Annotated in this window: 10 protein-coding genes; 4 read left to right on the forward strand and 6 right to left on the reverse strand. The window is 42.4% G+C overall.

Annotated elements, in window-relative coordinates; all coding sequences use genetic code 11:
- Positions 1-52: 52 nt before the first annotated feature.
- The 3 genes from RMY16_RS23620 to RMY16_RS23630 all read right to left on the reverse strand — a co-directional run bounded on the left by RMY16_RS23620 (position 53) and on the right by RMY16_RS23630 (position 2,233).
- Positions 53-895: a tetratricopeptide repeat protein gene (locus tag RMY16_RS23620; protein ID WP_322738394.1), complete on the reverse strand. Its 843-nt coding sequence runs from the start codon at positions 893-895 to the stop codon at positions 53-55.
- A 239-nt stretch (positions 896-1,134) separates the two neighbouring features.
- A complete protein-coding gene (locus RMY16_RS23625) occupies positions 1,135-2,055 on the reverse strand; it encodes a ribonuclease D (protein WP_322738395.1) in 921 nt (306 codons plus the stop codon).
- Positions 2,033-2,233, reverse strand: coding sequence for a hypothetical protein (locus tag RMY16_RS23630; RefSeq protein WP_322690040.1), 201 nt, complete (start codon positions 2,231-2,233; stop codon positions 2,033-2,035). Before RMY16_RS23630 ends, RMY16_RS23625 begins: the two co-directional genes overlap by 23 nt.
- Before the next feature lie 289 nt (positions 2,234-2,522).
- Between RMY16_RS23630 and RMY16_RS23635 the strand changes: the two genes are divergently transcribed.
- On the forward strand, positions 2,523-2,981 hold the full coding sequence (locus tag RMY16_RS23635; RefSeq protein WP_322738396.1) for a BON domain-containing protein: 459 nt from the start codon (positions 2,523-2,525) through the stop codon (positions 2,979-2,981).
- Between the two features lie 449 nt (positions 2,982-3,430).
- Here the strand turns inward: RMY16_RS23635 and RMY16_RS23640 are convergent, their stop codons facing one another.
- Complete coding sequence (locus RMY16_RS23640; RefSeq protein WP_322669007.1) at positions 3,431-4,252, reverse strand: carbonic anhydrase; 822 nt, start codon at positions 4,250-4,252, stop codon at positions 3,431-3,433.
- A 666-nt stretch (positions 4,253-4,918) separates the two neighbouring features.
- Between RMY16_RS23640 and smc the strand changes: the two genes are divergently transcribed.
- Positions 4,919-8,668, forward strand: coding sequence for a chromosome segregation protein SMC (gene smc, locus RMY16_RS23645; RefSeq protein WP_322738397.1), 3,750 nt, complete (start codon positions 4,919-4,921; stop codon positions 8,666-8,668).
- A gap of 58 nt (positions 8,669-8,726) precedes the next feature.
- Positions 8,727-9,725, forward strand: a complete 999-nt coding sequence (locus tag RMY16_RS23650; RefSeq protein ID WP_322738398.1) for a PRC-barrel domain-containing protein — start codon at positions 8,727-8,729, stop codon at positions 9,723-9,725.
- A 546-nt stretch (positions 9,726-10,271) separates the two neighbouring features.
- Here RMY16_RS23650 and RMY16_RS23655 read toward each other — a convergent pair.
- Positions 10,272-12,239 (reverse strand): EAL domain-containing protein, encoded by a 1,968-nt coding sequence (locus RMY16_RS23655; RefSeq protein WP_322738399.1) that lies wholly within the window; start codon positions 12,237-12,239, stop codon positions 10,272-10,274.
- Positions 12,240-12,488: 249 nt separating this feature from the next.
- On the opposite strand from RMY16_RS23655, the gene RMY16_RS23660 reads away from it, so the two are divergent.
- Positions 12,489-14,213, forward strand: coding sequence for an ABC transporter ATP-binding protein (locus tag RMY16_RS23660; protein WP_322738400.1), 1,725 nt, complete (start codon positions 12,489-12,491; stop codon positions 14,211-14,213).
- Positions 14,214-14,270: 57 nt separating this feature from the next.
- On the opposite strand, the gene RMY16_RS23665 is transcribed toward RMY16_RS23660, so the two are convergent.
- A complete protein-coding gene (locus tag RMY16_RS23665; RefSeq protein ID WP_322738401.1) occupies positions 14,271-15,728 on the reverse strand; it encodes a protein adenylyltransferase SelO in 1,458 nt (485 codons plus the stop codon).
- Positions 15,729-15,808: the final 80 nt, after the last annotated feature.

Below are 15,808 nucleotides of genomic sequence, written 5' to 3' on the forward strand. Positions count from 1 at the left end.
CATTTCTCCTTCACTCCCTTATCTCCCTCATCCCCTACTGCCCTGTGCTTGCCTACTGTCCAAGTTCTTTGATGTTTTTCATCACTTGTTGGTATAAGTCGTTGTTACCCTGACTTTGAAAAATGCTTGCTGCTTGTTGTAAGTCCTTGAGTGCCCCTTGTTTGTCTCCATTGGTGGCGCGGGCATTTCCCCGGTTATTATAGGCGGGGGCAAAGTTAGGGTTGAGGCGAATGGCTTGATTGTAATCTGCGATCGCCCCCTCTAGTTCTCCATTGTTAGCACGGGCATTTCCTCGATTATTGTAGGCGATCGCATATTTCGGGTTGAGCAGAATCGCTTGGTCAAAATCATCTAATGCCCCTTTTTTATCCCCATTGGTGGCGCGGGCATTTCCTCGGTTATTGTAAGCTTCGGCATAGTTGGGATTTAGGCGAATCGCTTCACTGTAATCTTTAACTGCTTCTCTGTTGTTTCCCAGTGAGGCGCGGGCATTTCCTAAGTTATTATGCGCTTCGGCGTCGTTAGGGTTGATGCGGAGTGCTTGATTGTAATCTGTGATCGCTTTTTCCTTGTCTCCCAAATCAAAATAGGCTAATCCCCGCGCGTTGTAAGCAGCGCCATATTGAGAGTTTTGACTAATTGCCCTACCATAAGAAGCGATCGCAGCTTGTAAATCGCCGTTTAAATGCTGATTCTTTCCCTGAAGATAGAATTCCCCACCTCTGGATGCTGTAGCTGAACGACGGCTAGGTGTACTAACTCCTATTTCTGTCACCAAAACATTGTCATTCTTGCTACAAGAAATATTGCTAATTGCTGTCAATGTAGTAAAAATAGCTATAGTAAATACTTGATTTACCTTTGCTCGCTTTTGTCTAAATAAATGCCATCTCATAATTTAATATAAACTGCCATAACACCTGAACGCAATTAGTACCAAAATCTAGATTTTAATTCTTTAACTCAACAGTTATTTTAAGTTTTGATGGACATTTCAAGTCAATTAATAAGTTTACCTGATATTCAATAGCTTTATATAGTTATTTTAAGGAAAACATCTAGTTCATAAAGTATAAAAATTGTCAATCTAGCTTTTTGTTATTGTCATCTCTGTGCTTCTTGAAACTGAACAATTTACTCATCCTCAGTTTCACTATCTTGAGTTTTGGCAGTTAGCCGCCAAGAGGTAGTTTTTTCAATATCTACAGAGAGTTGTTCTAGATTTGCCCCTAAATCTTTTTGGAGTTTCTGAGTTAGTGTGACAGGGAAATCTAAATCAATATCTTGGGTTTGGGCTAGCCTTGCCAATTCTGAAAAAGTAGCTTTGACTGTAGTGCGATCGTAACTAGTCAGCTTATGATAAGAAGTTTCAGATATATTCTGAGCTTGCATGGCTTTTTTCATGCGTTCTTGTAAATGCTCAAATTCTGAATTCAACAACTTGTATTGTTGCTCAATTTGTGAATATCTAGTACTTAGTGATATTAAATCTTCTGTGGCAGGTTCGGGGCTAGCTTGGGCTTGTAAACCTAACAAATTTAAGTGGATTTGAGCAAGATAAATACAATCTAAGTAAGCATACTCTATCTGTTCTTCAGTTAGGGGACGTTTTGCCCAATCGCTTGTTTGTTCTTGTTTGTCGATATTATTAAAGCTACAAAGTGCCGTAGCTATGGTTTTGAGTTGGTAATTAGGTAATGGCAAGAGATAGTAAGGGATTTTTTTGGCCATTTCCAAAGTACAAGTAATATTTTTTGCTTTCTTATTACCGAGAAATTTTACATCGTAACTGGCATTGTGAAAAACTTTTTCAATGGCAGAATTTATCATAATTTTTTCAATAAATTCAGCTATAATATCAGGTTGATCTAAAACATCTAAAAGGTAGACGCGATCGCCACTCATATCTTGAGGATCATCTAATACCTGAATCAGCGATAATCGGGGATTACGACTTTTATAGTCAGCAACTTCTGTATCTATCCACAATGTTTTAGCGTTTGTATATTCAGCGACAATGGCACGAATTTCGCTAGCCGAAGTAAGGTAGGGCATTGACTAATATTTCCTGATATTTAAGGCATTGTAAGTAAGCCATAGTTTTATAAAGTAACATTTTGTTGGTAAGTTTGCTGGCATAAGATTGCAAAAAGGCTGAAGTTTTAAATTCGTCATAGACATCGCCAAATTGACTCAAATCTGATAACATCGAGTCACTACTGTGGAGTGGCATAGTCTACCATCAAAAGAGCTACTGTGCATCTACATTAAATTCATCGAGAGCCACAGACTGTGTGTAAAGCCATCCTGGTTAGCAGCCGTCAGAAAAATTGAATTGAGATTTCTCAAAACCGGGTGCAAAATCTTAGCTTCAAGAAATCGCCCAAATTTCAATTTTCAGTAACCTGAGCTATTGCTTAAGTACTTTTGCTACTTCACTTTTAATTGTTTTTTTAAATTTGCTCCTCACCATGACACACATCTCAATTAACCGCTTCAATTACTCAATTCGGAGACAAATAATGAAAAAACTAATTGTATTAGTAGTTAGTAGCATTTTGGTAGTTGGTACTTTTGGCTGCCAAGAGGCTCCTAAAACTGGTTCCGAAACTCCTAGCACAACTAATCAAGCCGCTCAAGCACCAGCAAAACCAGCTTCAAACACAAATCAAACTACTAAAGTGCCAAAAACACAAACTACTCCTTTAGCAGCTAGTACAGGTACTAAAGTTAAAACCGATGCTGAAAAAATGGCAGCAACAAAAGCTAAGAGCGACTTAAAAACTGAAGTTAGCGCCAAGTTGAATCAAGGCTTACCAGGTAACAAGTTACAAGTTGAAAACAAACAGAGTGAAATTATCCTCAAAGGTACAGCTGCTTCTGTTGAAGAACTTAAGAAAGCTGAAACCTTGGCTAAAGAAGTCCAAGGTGTGAAGACGGTGAAGGTAGAAGCAAAAATTGATGCTGTAAAAAAGCCATAAAAGAATAACTGAAGCTTTCAGTTAGCATCAACATGGAAGCCAAATAGAGACTTATATCTGTATAAGTCTCTATTTTGACTTGCTTAAATAAAAGTCAGGAATAGGTAGTTAATACCCAATACGCTTCGGTTAACATAATTTGTCTCTCGAAGATCCCTCAACCCCCTTAAAAAGCGGGGCTTTTTCTCCTCTTTATCTCGTTCCCAGTCTCAGACTGGGAATGCCCCTCATTGAGGCTCCGCCTCCCAACTTGCGGCAGAGCCGCCAAGAGTAGCATTTCCAGCCAGAGGCTGAAAACGAGATTTTAAAAGGGTTTTGGCTTAAGTTTACACCACTGAGCAATGCTGTGCCCCTACCGTATGGTTTATTTACCTGAAAATAGCTGTAAGGTACAAAAACCTCACCCTCAACCCTCTAATAGAATGTTTGAAATTCTATATTTTTATCTTTCAACTTCCATTATTTGAACCTCGATAAATTCGCTCCATCTGCTCTGGAGAAAGTCGTCTCATTGGAAACCACTCAAATGGAGAAACAGACTGTTTCTCATAAGGTTGAACATCATCCTGCTGGTTTTGGGGGGAACGCACAGCTAAATTGGTATTTGTAACCTCACCTCTGAACGACTCATCTATTTCTGAATCTGCAAACTCAGTTTGAGGCAAAACATAAGCGTGCTTCTGGGGATCGTATGCGAAAACTTCTCCTGTTTCAATGTGATAAATCCAAGCATAAATGCTGAGTTCCCCCTGATAAAGCTTAGAGTGAATCACTGGATATGTCCGCAAATTCTCAATTTGAGTCAGAACATTTTCGGCTATCATAATCTCTAGCAGTTCTTCTCCGTCATAGTGACTGTAGTGGTCTATAACTAGCCTTCGAGTTGCCTCTGCATATTTAAGCCAATCATGTACAAGCGGCATTTCATCGCTGAGATTATGTAACTTCATTAATCCTTTCATGGCACCGCAATGAGAGTGACCACAAATAATAATTTGGCGAATATCTAAAGCTTGAACAGCATATTCAATTGTTGCGCCTTCACCGCCATTACTTGCGCCATACGGTGGAATAATATTACCTGCATTGCGAATGACAAATAATTCACCAACTTGGGCTTGTGTAATTAGATTTGGATCGAGACGCGAATCAGAACAGGTAATAAATAGTACTCTGGGCTTTTGACCATGTGAAAGTTGCTCAAACAATTGTTGATGCGTCGAAAAATAACTAGATTTAAATTCGCGCAGACCTTTAATTAATCTTTTCATTACTAAGTTCTATAAATATTGCAGGGGGTAAGAAACAAACCACAGACAGCAGATTAAGGTAGTAAAGAGGGTTTTCTTTCTATGTTTTTACAATTATAAAGATTATTAATATTATAAATTCATTTGGTGCTTTTAATATCCTCTACCATTTGGCTGAGATGCCTTTTTCCCTCGCTCCCCTCTGTTCCTTAGCAGTCCATATTACCGTATGCGAATGCCTTGAGTCTGTTTTCAAACTAGTTATATCCTGAGATGAAAATGCGACGCTTTGTTCTCACTATCAAGCGAGGACGACAGACACAGAACAGATGATTCAAACTATACCAACTGGTTCATATTCGCACTTAAACTCTTCCTAGTTAGATGGTGTCCAGTTGAATACTTGTAATCAGGAATGACGCAAAGACACCCAGACGCAGGGATTTTTAAATTACAAGTAATTAGTCGGACATGATATTATCTGCTCTGGGAAAATTTTGATAGTCAGTTTGCGACATCAAAATTTTCGCCGCACACTGAGCGATCGCCTGCGGTAAGCCTTCTGAGTGAAGCTTGCAGGCTCACCGCAACGCGTTTACTATAATTTCCAATTCTCCGCCTTACCCTCTTGCGAATTCTTAATTAGTTGATACACTTGTTCTTCATTAGCCCAGGGAACCAGCGCCTATGGTGCACATCAAGCGCGTGGAACTTACGAACTTCAAATCCTTCGGTGGCACTACTTCTGTCCCTTTGCTACCGGGGTGTACTGTCATATCTGGGCCAAATGGTTCGGGTAAGTCTAATATCTTAGATGCACTGCTCTTTTGCCTGGGACTTTCCAGTTCTAAGGGAATGCGAGCCGATCGCTTGCCGGATTTGGTAAATAATACTCAAACGGCTAAAGGACGTGCTTCGATTGAGGCTAGCGTCACGGTAACATTTGATTTATCGGATGAAATTTCACACAAAGACGCAAAGGCACAAAGACAGGAAGTCGAGGAAGTAGGGGAAGCAGGGGAAGAAAATCCAAAATCCAAAATCGTTCGACTGAGCGAAGCCGAAGTCCAAAATCGCTCGACTGAGCAACTTGTGCCGAGCATCTCGACTTCTCTGCGAGACGCTACGCGAACGCTTGATGGAACCGGAGCCGAAGTAAGCCGAAGCCCAAAATCGGGAGAGTGGAGTGTTACTAGAAGGCTACGAGTCACTCACCAAGGGACTTACACATCGAATTACTATATCAATGGTGTACCTTGCACGTTAACAGAGTTGCATGGGGAACTAAGTAATCTACGGGTTTATCCTGAAGGATACAATGTAGTACTGCAAGGAGATGTCACCAGTATTATCTCGATGAATGGGCGAGAACGGCGGGAAATTATTGATGAATTAGCTGGGGTGGCGGCGTTTGATCGCAAAATTGTCCAAGCCAAATCAACTTTAGATGAGGTGAAGGAAAAGGAAGATAGCTGTAGGATTATTGAAACGGAATTAACTGCACAGCGCGATCGCCTTTCCCAAGATCGGGCGAAAGCTGAGAAATATCAAAAGCTTCGCACAGAATTTCTAGCCAAACAATCCTGGGAAGCTGTTTTATCATGGCGTTCCTTGCAAGCACAACAAGAAAAGTTAGTTCACGAAATTCAAACAGGCGATCGCAATTTTACTGAACTCACCACCCAACTCACAAACCTAAATTCCGAAATCGTTCAAAAAACTGCTGAACTGGAACAACTCAATGCCCACGTGAAAGCATTGGGAGAAGAGGAACTTTTAGCAGTACAATCTACCCTCGCCACCCAAGAAGCAGAACGTAAACAACTCCAGCGTCAGCTAACAGAACTACAAACAGCTTCCCAAGAAACTGCCAAACGTCTGACTCAAACTCAGCAAGAGATTCAAAAACACCATCATTCCCTAGAAGAAATTGCCGAAACACACATTGTAGAGACGCGATTCATCGCGTCTTCCCAGCAACAAAGAAATGAAGCACAGCAATCTCTAGAAACCTCCCGCGAAGCAGCCGCAGAAATCGCCTCGGCTTCAGAAGCCTGGGTGCAGCAACAAACAGCATTCAACCGTCAAATAGAAGCTTTGCTGCACACTCTAGAACCCCAACGCACGGAACAAGCACAACTCAGAGAACGTAATAATCAGTTACAGCAGCTGATCCAAGAGCAAACCCAGTTAATTGAACGCGACGAACCTCTGTTAACCCAAAAACAAGCTGAGTGTAATCAAGTTGAAACGGAATTTAACACCTCTAGCGAACCCATCCAAAATTTAGCCCAAAATCTCTCAGCTACAGAACAAGAACTGCAAATTCAACAGGAAACTCAAAAACGGTTACTGTCTGAACAACGAGAAAAACAACGCCAGTTGGATAAAATCGAGGCGCAAGCGCAAGCACAGCAAGAAGTCCAAGGAACCCAAGCGAGTAAAGTCATTTTACAATCGGGAATGCCTGGACTTTGTGGCTTAGTTGTGCAGTTAGGAAAGGTAGAACCCCGCCATCAGCTAGCTTTGGAAATGGCTGCCGGTGGACGCTTGGGACATATTGTGGTGGAAGATGATAGTGTAGCCGCAGCGGGTATTGAATTGCTCAAACAGAAGCGTGCAGGGAGGGCGACTTTTTTACCGTTGAATAAAATTCACGCTCCCAAATTTACCCAAGATGCAACGCTACGTTTTGCTAGCGGTTTTGTTAACTATGCTGTTAACTTAGTTGATTGCGATCGCCGTTACAAAGATGTATTTAGCTATGTTTTCGGGAACACGGTGGTATTCGCCAACCTGGAAGCGGCGCGGAAAAATTTAGGATTGTATCGCATCGTCACCTTAGACGGGGAACTTCTGGAAACTAGTGGTGCAATGACTGGTGGTAGCAACACTCAGCGTTCGGCATTACGGTTTGGTACGGGGGAAGCAGCAGAATCTGATGAAGCGATCGCTTTAAAAAGTCGTTTGGTGGACATTGAGCGAATTTTAGAGCGTTGTACTGAAGCGATCGCAACTTTATCAACCAAAGCCAAAAAACTCACCCAAGAACTCACAGAAGCGCGTCAAGCACGGCGAGAACAGCAGTTGCAATTGGAACAGTTGCAGAAAGACATTAAGAATTTAACAGCGCAATTAGAGGGGACGCGATCGCAACTCGCCCAAAACAGCGAAAAATTAGCCACTGCTCAATCTCGATTAGAAATTTTAGAGCGAGAATTACCAGGACAAGAAAATGAGTTGCAACAATTGCGACACGCCCTAGCAGAGTTAGAAGCATCCCAAACCCCCAGTGAATGGCAACAAATCCAGGCAACCATTAAAATCCAAGAGCAACAATTGCAACAACGCGAAACAGCGTTACGTGAAGCTGAACAAAGATTAAAAAATTTAGAAAATCAGCAACAACGTTTACAAGAAAAAATCCAAGAAGCAGAGACACGCATCGCAGAATACGAAACCCAAAAAACCTCTTGTAGAGACGCGATGAATCGCGTCTCCACACAAATCACAACGATAGACGACCAAATCACCCAAACCCGTTTATCGTTAAATCAAATGGAACAAAATTTAGGAGAAGAAAAACAAAAACGCGACGCTACAGAACTGGAAGTGCGATCGCACCTTTTACGTCAACAACAATTGGAATGGGAAATCCAAAAACTCCAAGAAACCCAAGAGAAGCGGCGAGAAGAATTAATTGCATTGCAAACTCAATTGCGGGATGTGGGAGCAGAATTGCCAAATCCCTTGCCAGAAGTTCCAGATAAAGTAGATTTAGAAGAATTGCAGAAAGAATTGCGATCGCTTACCAAACGCTTACAGGCAATGGAACCTGTTAATATGCTGGCGTTGGAAGAATACGAACGCACTCAAAACCGTCTCCAAGAACTCACGCAAAAATTAGAGACACTAGAAGGGGAACGCACCGAACTACTTTTACGGATTGAAAACTTTACCACATTGCGGCAACTTGCCTTTAAAGAAGCTTTCGATGCTGTCAACGAAAACTTTCAATCAATTTTTGCCATTCTTTCCGACGGCGACGGCTTTTTACAACTCGAAAATCCCGAAGATCCCTTTAGCAGTGGACTAAATTTAGTCGCTCACCCCAAAGGTAAACCCGTACAACGCCTCGCTTCCATGTCTGGGGGAGAAAAATCACTTACAGCCTTGAGCTTTATTTTTGCCCTGCAACGCTACCGCCCATCGCCATTTTACGCCTTTGACGAAGTAGATATGTTCCTAGATGGGGCAAACGTAGAACGATTAGCTAGAATGATTAAGCAACAGTCACAACAAGCGCAATTTATAGTTGTGAGTTTGCGTCGTCCGATGATAGAATCAGCCGAACGCACAATCGGCGTTACTCAAGCACGAGGAGCTTACACTCAAGTTTTGGGGATTAAGTTACAATCATCCAATACATCTGCTTGAGTTTTTGTTAATAATAGTGTATAGACAAACCGGATTCGAGATCAGGACTCGGTATAGAATGACCTCCGAACAGATAATTAGACGTTCCGATATATTAAACACTCAGGTGATTACCCGCGACAACGGCAAGCGGCTAGGCATCATCAGTCAAGTCTGGGTTGATATTGATCAACGAGAGGTTGTGGCTCTTGGTTTGCGAGACAGCCTGATCTCCATTTCGGGCATACCGCGCTATATGTACCTCAACAATATCAGCCAGATCGGTGATGTCATCCTGGTTGATAACGAAGATGTCATTGAAGATATCGAAGTTGAATCTCTCAGTAATTTGATTAACTGGGAAGTAATTACAGAAACAGGTGAAGTCTTAGGTAAAGTTCGAGGCTTCAAGTTCAACGGCGAAAGCGGGAAGCTTGAATCTATAGTCATTGCTTCTTTAGGATTGCCTCAAATTCCCGATCAATTTCTGAGTACTTACGAGTTCTCAGTAGATGAAATTGTCAGCACTGGCCCTAATCGATTGATTGTGTTTGAGGGAGCCGAAGAACGGGTAAACCAGTTGACAGTTGGTTTACTAGAGCGCTTGGGTATCGGCAAAGCACCGTGGGAGCGAGATATAGAAGAAGACTATGGCGGCTATGCTCCACCGCGCCAAGTTGCACCAGGTAATCAACTGCCTAGCGGAGTGCCATTACAGCCACCCAGGCAAAAAGTTCGCGCTCCCGAACCCGTAGCGCGGGAAGAAGAATGGAATGAAGACTATGTGGAAGAGGAAAGGCCACAGCGTCAGGTAATGAAAGCGCGGCAGTATGAATCTATTCAATACGAAGAAGATGAGGAAGAAGATAACTGGAGCGAGGCAACTGGCAACGACAGATATCAACAACCGCAGCCGCTAAAATATGAAGCCAAGCCCTATAACAAGCCTTATGTTGACGAATACGATGATTATGACGACGTAGACGGCGATGCTTGGGAAGATGCGCCAAAGCCTGTGAATATTCCTAAGAAAGTCAAGGAAAGACAGCCAGAATACGAAGAAGAAAGCGGATATTAAGTAATTTGTAATTTTCGGCTTAAATTACGAATTATTTCTTAGATAAGTTTAGCCCCCTCCTCGTAAGTAAGGAGAGGGCTAATTTTTTCTCTGCCAAAATCCCATCCTGGCAGGAAACGGATTTCGCTGTTGTTCTTGGGGCATCACCGAATGGCACTAAGAAAAGGTATAGCTAAGTGCTGAGTGCTGAGTGCTGAGTAAAAATCCAGTTTTTTCAAGACTTTGAGCAATCAACACTGTCCTAATCTGTGTGACTACGGCTATAAATTGTTGAGCCAGCAAGAGAGCAGGGGCAATACTTTTGGGTTAAGGGGAAAAGGGGAAAGGGAAAAGGTTTGAATTTACCTTTACCCGCAAACCCATTAACCTTTCCCCCAGACCAAAAAAGAGATTGTTGGGTTTATCCGAAAAGTATTGAGAGCAGGGGAGCAAACAAGATGATGGAGAACTCTTGAGCAAAGTGCTTTGTTGCAAACTCTTTCCCCTCTGCCCCTCTGCAACCCTTATGCTGCCTACTATACGGCTTAAATTAGTGCCATTCAGGCATCACCACTGAGGATTTGCCATAATTAATGCCGTCGCCTGAGAGCTATCTAATGGATGGGAGAAAAAATATCCCTGCCCATATTCACAGTCCAACTTTCTCAACAGTGCTAGTTGCTCTTCTGTCTCTATCCCTTCGGCGGTTACATCCACACCTAATTTGTGTGCCAATGTAATAATTGTGTGAACAATATCTAAATTTCCATCATCAAAAATGCTTCCGCTAACAAAAGAGCGGTCTATCTTCAACTGATTAATTGGAAAGTGGTGGAGACGACCTAATGAAGAATAGCCCGTACCGAAGTCGTCAATTGCTAACTTAATTCCTAAATTTCTTAGTTGCTTTACTCTGATGATGGCTTGATTATGGTTTTCCATAATTACGCCTTCTGTAATTTCCAACGTCAAACTCGGTGCGGGGAGTCCAGTGTCTCGGAGAACTTGATTGATGTGCGGCAGCAAGTTTTCTTCACTGAACCTAGTAGTACAAAGATTGACACTAATGGTCAAGGGATACTCAGCCAGATCCCCACACTTAGAGGATAATTGCTCTTGCCACTGCCGTATCTGACGACATGCCTCATACAAGACCCACTGCTCAATAAGGATAATTAGCCCGGTTTCTTGAGCAGTTGACATGAAATACTCTGGCAAAACAATGCCGTGTTTTGGATGTAACCAACGTACAAGCGCTTCAAAACCAGTTATCTTGCCATGACTAAGTGACACTATCGGTTGATAATAAATCCGAAACTCTTGAAGTTCAATGGCTCGGCGCAGCTCGTTAACCAACTCCAAGTGTGCCATTGCTTGAATATGCATATCAGTGTTAAAAATCTCATAGCACGCCCTGCCTTGTGCTTTAGCTCCGTACATCGCAATATCGGCGTCACGCAAGTAATCTTCTGGTTGTTTATAATCTTTTATGCTTAAAGCAATGCCAATACTCGCTGTAGTAGAGACTTCGTACCCGTCTAGAACCACAGGAAGTGCCAGATTCTTTTGTATTCGCTCAACAACCCCTACCACTTCTAATACATCTCTAATTCCCACTAGCAAAATGATAAACTCGTCTCCTCCGAGCCGTGCAGCTATATCTGTGGTACGCAAGCATTCTTGAAGCCTTTGAGCAACCGTAACCAGTAATTGATCTCCAAATGTGTGCCCCAGGCTGTCATTGATCACCTTGAAGCGATCTAGGTCTAGAAACAAGACAGCAAATAGATAATCTGAATGCCGTTGGGAATAATTGACCGCATCTTCTAAGCGGTTCATAAATAAAGCGCGGTTTGGGAGTCCCGTCAGTACATCGTGAAACGCAAGATGCAGCAGTTGTGACTTGGCTCGTTTATGCTCTGTAATTTCACTCAGCAATTGCTGATTTGCTTTTGCCAGTTCCTCTGTGCGTTTCGCCACTTGTTCTTGTGCTTGTTTAGCTTCGCTGATATTACGCAGCAACCAACGCCAGCCTACCAACTTTCCTTGTGAGTCATACACTGGAGATACCTTGATACTAGCAGGAAAAGGTGTACCCAAACGTGGCTTGATGTCAATTATGCAGTCCTGTATCTGCTGCGAATTATTGATCAGGGAGCTAAATATCTGGCGGTCTTGTTGAGCAATAAACACAATTAATGGTTTACCTACCAGATATTTTTGGCGTATGGAGAGCATAGTTGCTGCTGCATAGTTAGCCTCTAGGATCTTCCCTATGGTATCAGTTACCAAGTAGCCATCCGGCGCAAAATCGAATAATTCTTGGTAACGCTGGCGTTCTCTCTCAGCTCCGGCTCTTGTTAGCTCTAACTCCTCGGAGGCAGCCAATAGTTCTTCCACTGACATTTGGAGTTCATCGAAAGCCTCTATTATTAGCTCTTGTTGTGAGTTCGGTTGAGTTGCTGTACGCTGCCATATTTTCCGTACCCGCGATCGCAATTCTTCTATCTGTTGGCCAAAGTTATCTACATCCATATTGCTTGAGCTGCAAAAGTATGAAGCGTAAGTGGAAGTAATGCTCAAATCTAAATATTAGTATTAATAAATACTAAAAACCTGTCATCTATAGCAGGGTATACTTTTAATATTTATACCAATTCTATGTATGTAGATTATTTTGACCTGAACGCTAAAACAGTTTGTAACTAATTAGTAAACTATTCAGAAACTCCCCAAAAACTGCTAGCGTCAAACAAAGTAAAATAGCGTTGTGGATCTTCAAGCTTGAAAACCCGTTCTAATTACTGGCAATTGCTGCCTTATATCCGACTCCAGTGGCAAACCATTACCAAGGGACTCATTGGTATCTTGGGATACGTGCTGGCGACTTTAGTATTAATTAATCTCGCTGGTAAATTGGCAATTCCCTTTGCTCAAGGTAATGTAGTCGCGATCGCTCAAATAACTGGCAGCTGTGCTTTAGTATTTCTTGTTCGAGGCTTGTTTCAGTCTATACAAGATATGTATATGGCGAAAGCTGCTTTGCGAGTTGCTTTTCATCTCCGCCAGCAAGTCTATGCACATCTTCAAAAGCTAAATCTCAGCTATTTTGAAACGGCAAAAGCTGGTGATTTATCTTACCGCCTCACCGAAGATGTTGACCGCGTTGGCGAAGTAGTAAATAAAGTATTTCACGACTTTATCCCCTGTATTTTGCAGTTGCTAGCAATTCCGATTTACATGATTTATCTGAATTGGCAACTGACATTAGCAACAGTGATAGTTGCGCCACTCATGGGTATTTTAGTTAGCTGGTTTGGCGAACGCTTGGGCAAGTATTCCTTAAAAAGTCAAAATCGCGTGTCGGGTTTATCAGCCATCCTTGCGGAAGTCTTCAACGGTATTCGTTTGGTACAGGCTTTTGCTGCCGAAAATTACGAAATTGCCCGCTTTGGCCATGAAGCAGAACGCAGCCTCAAAGCAAAATACTCAGCCGAACGTCTGAAAGCGATTCAGATTCCCATTGTGGGATTTTTGGAAGCCTTAAGTGCGTTAGTGTTACTGATTGTGGGAGCTTGGCAAATTTCCCAAGGTAACTTGACAGTGGCGAATTTTTTCAGTTATCTGGCGGCGGCAGCGCTGTTAATCGATCCCATTGGTCATACTACTAACAACTACAACGAATTTAAGCAGGGTGAAGCATCAGTTGATCGCGTTTTTGAATTGATGGCAATTCAGCCGACGGTAATCGAAAAGATAAATGCGATCGCTCTCCCTCCAGTCAAAGGCAAAGTAGAATATCGTCATATTTCCTTCGCCTATAAACCAGGTGAACCCGTATTAAAAGATATCAGTTTATTAGTATCGCCAGGTGAAGCGATCGCTCTTGTGGGTGCTTCTGGTGCTGGTAAAACTACATTTGTGAATCTTTTACCCCGTTTTTACGACCCCGAAGTTGGTGAAATATTAATTGACGGGGTTGATATTCGAGATGTGAAGTTGCATAGTCTGCGGCGACAAATTGGGATTGTTCCTCAAGAAACCATCATGTTTTCCGGGACGATTGCTCAAAATATCGCCTTTGGACAATATATTTTTGACATAAAAGCAGTTAAGGAGGCGGCGAAAATTGCTAATGCCGATCAATTTATTAGCCAACTACCAGAAGGTTATAAGACTTGGGTAGGCGAACGTGGGGTAAACTTATCAGGTGGACAAAGACAAAGAATTGCGATCGCTCGTGCTGTTCTGCTTAATCCCCAAATATTGATTCTTGATGAGGCGACATCAGCCTTAGATTCTGAGTCAGAAGCACTGGTGCAGGAAGCGCTGGAAAGATTGATGGAAAAACGGACGGTATTTATTATTGCTCACCGTTTATCGACAGTTAGAAGGTGCGATCGGATTTTAGTTCTCGAACAGGGACAAATTGTCGAATCGGGAACCCATGAAGAATTATTAGCGCTAGAGCGTCGCTATGCGCGGTTTTATGCTCAACAGTTTAGTTAGCAGTGGGGGAATGAGGAGGACAAGGAGAATAACCAATGCCCAATTCCCCTTTTTAATTTATCTCCTAGACTGAATTTCCTTGATTAAGTCATAAAAAGGTTGCCAATTATCTTCCTGAGCAATTGGTTCCCAAATGGATTCAATCACAGGTCTTAATAATGCCGTTTTGGGATTATGAACAGCTAGAGTTTGGGCAATTACATCGATGCGATCGCTATCAAAATCATTCAAGATTTTGTGATATGCTATGCACCAATCATCAAAAATTGCTGATGCACCCGGTACTGGTACAATATCTGAACTATTCATTACAAAACCTGGTTCATCTCGCCATTTAGATGAAAAAGTGCGAGCCATCTCATAAAAGAATTGATGATAACCAACTTGGCTGGCTTTCAAGAATTCAATCGTGAGATTTAAGAGTTCTTCAGCTTGTGGATGTTGCAACTCCACAAAACCCAACTTCTTCAACATCAAAGAACTGTATTCAGCTTGATAATATTCATCAAACCTAGCTAAACTAGTCTCCATATCGCCTTTATTAATAATTGCCTTTAAAGGTTCCTGGAGCATTTCTAAATTTAGCTTGCAAATAATTGGTTGATTACTGTAACAGTAGCGTCCAGAATAGTCAAAATATGCAGCGATAAAGTATGGGTCATAAGTAGGGATAAATGCATAAGGCCCATAATCAAAGCTTTCTCCCGTAATCGACATATTGTCAGTATTCAGGACTGCATGACAAAAGCCAGCCGCCATCCACTGTGCTACTAGTTCTGCAACCCGTTTAACTAATTCGGCGTAAAACAAGCCATATTTATCTTGTTCAGCACTTAAGTGTCGATAATACTGCTCAATTACGTGGTCTAATAACTTCTGAGTTAAATCTGGGCGCTGGAAATAGTGCAGTCGCTCAAAAGTGCCAAACCGAATATGAGAGCTGCTCATCCTAACCATCACAGATGAACGGGTAGGTGAAGGTTCATCGCCCCGCCAGAGTGGTAAACCTGTTTCAATCATGCTTAGACAGCGCGAGGTACGTACACCCAAGTAGTGCAGTGCTTCCGCAGCCAGAACTTCCCGCACGCCACCTTTGAGCGTCAGCATACCATCGCCACCACGGGAGTAGGGCGTTCTCCCAGAACCTTTAGTGCCAAAATCGTATAATTCGCCATCATTGGCGCGTACTTGCCCGTAGAGAAAGCCTCTACCATCACCCAACTGCCCGTTATATTCACCAAATTGGTAGCCGTGGTAACGCAGTGCTAACAACGGTTTGCGCCCTTGAAATTGGCCAAAGGCTGCGATGAAATCTTCGTCTTTGACTACTTGGGGGTCTAGACCAAAACGGGGCAATAGTTGATCGTTACGCCAACGCAGGAGGTGTTGGGGAAATTCAGCTGCTGCAACCTCATCGTAGTAGTCGCCTCCTAGAGATTCTAAGGCGGTTTCGTAGTTGAGGGAGAGAAAAGGATTGCTAGAATTCTTGTCGTTTGGAGTTTCAGCCAGAGTCATTACGAGCAAAGCTTAATTCATTCTTCCTTTAATACTACCTCTGGCTTCAGCATCATCAGCATAGACGCAAAAAGCGATCC

The organism is Nostoc sp. DedQUE12b, assembly GCF_034530835.1.
GTDB lineage: Bacteria > Cyanobacteriota > Cyanobacteriia > Cyanobacteriales > Nostocaceae > Nostoc.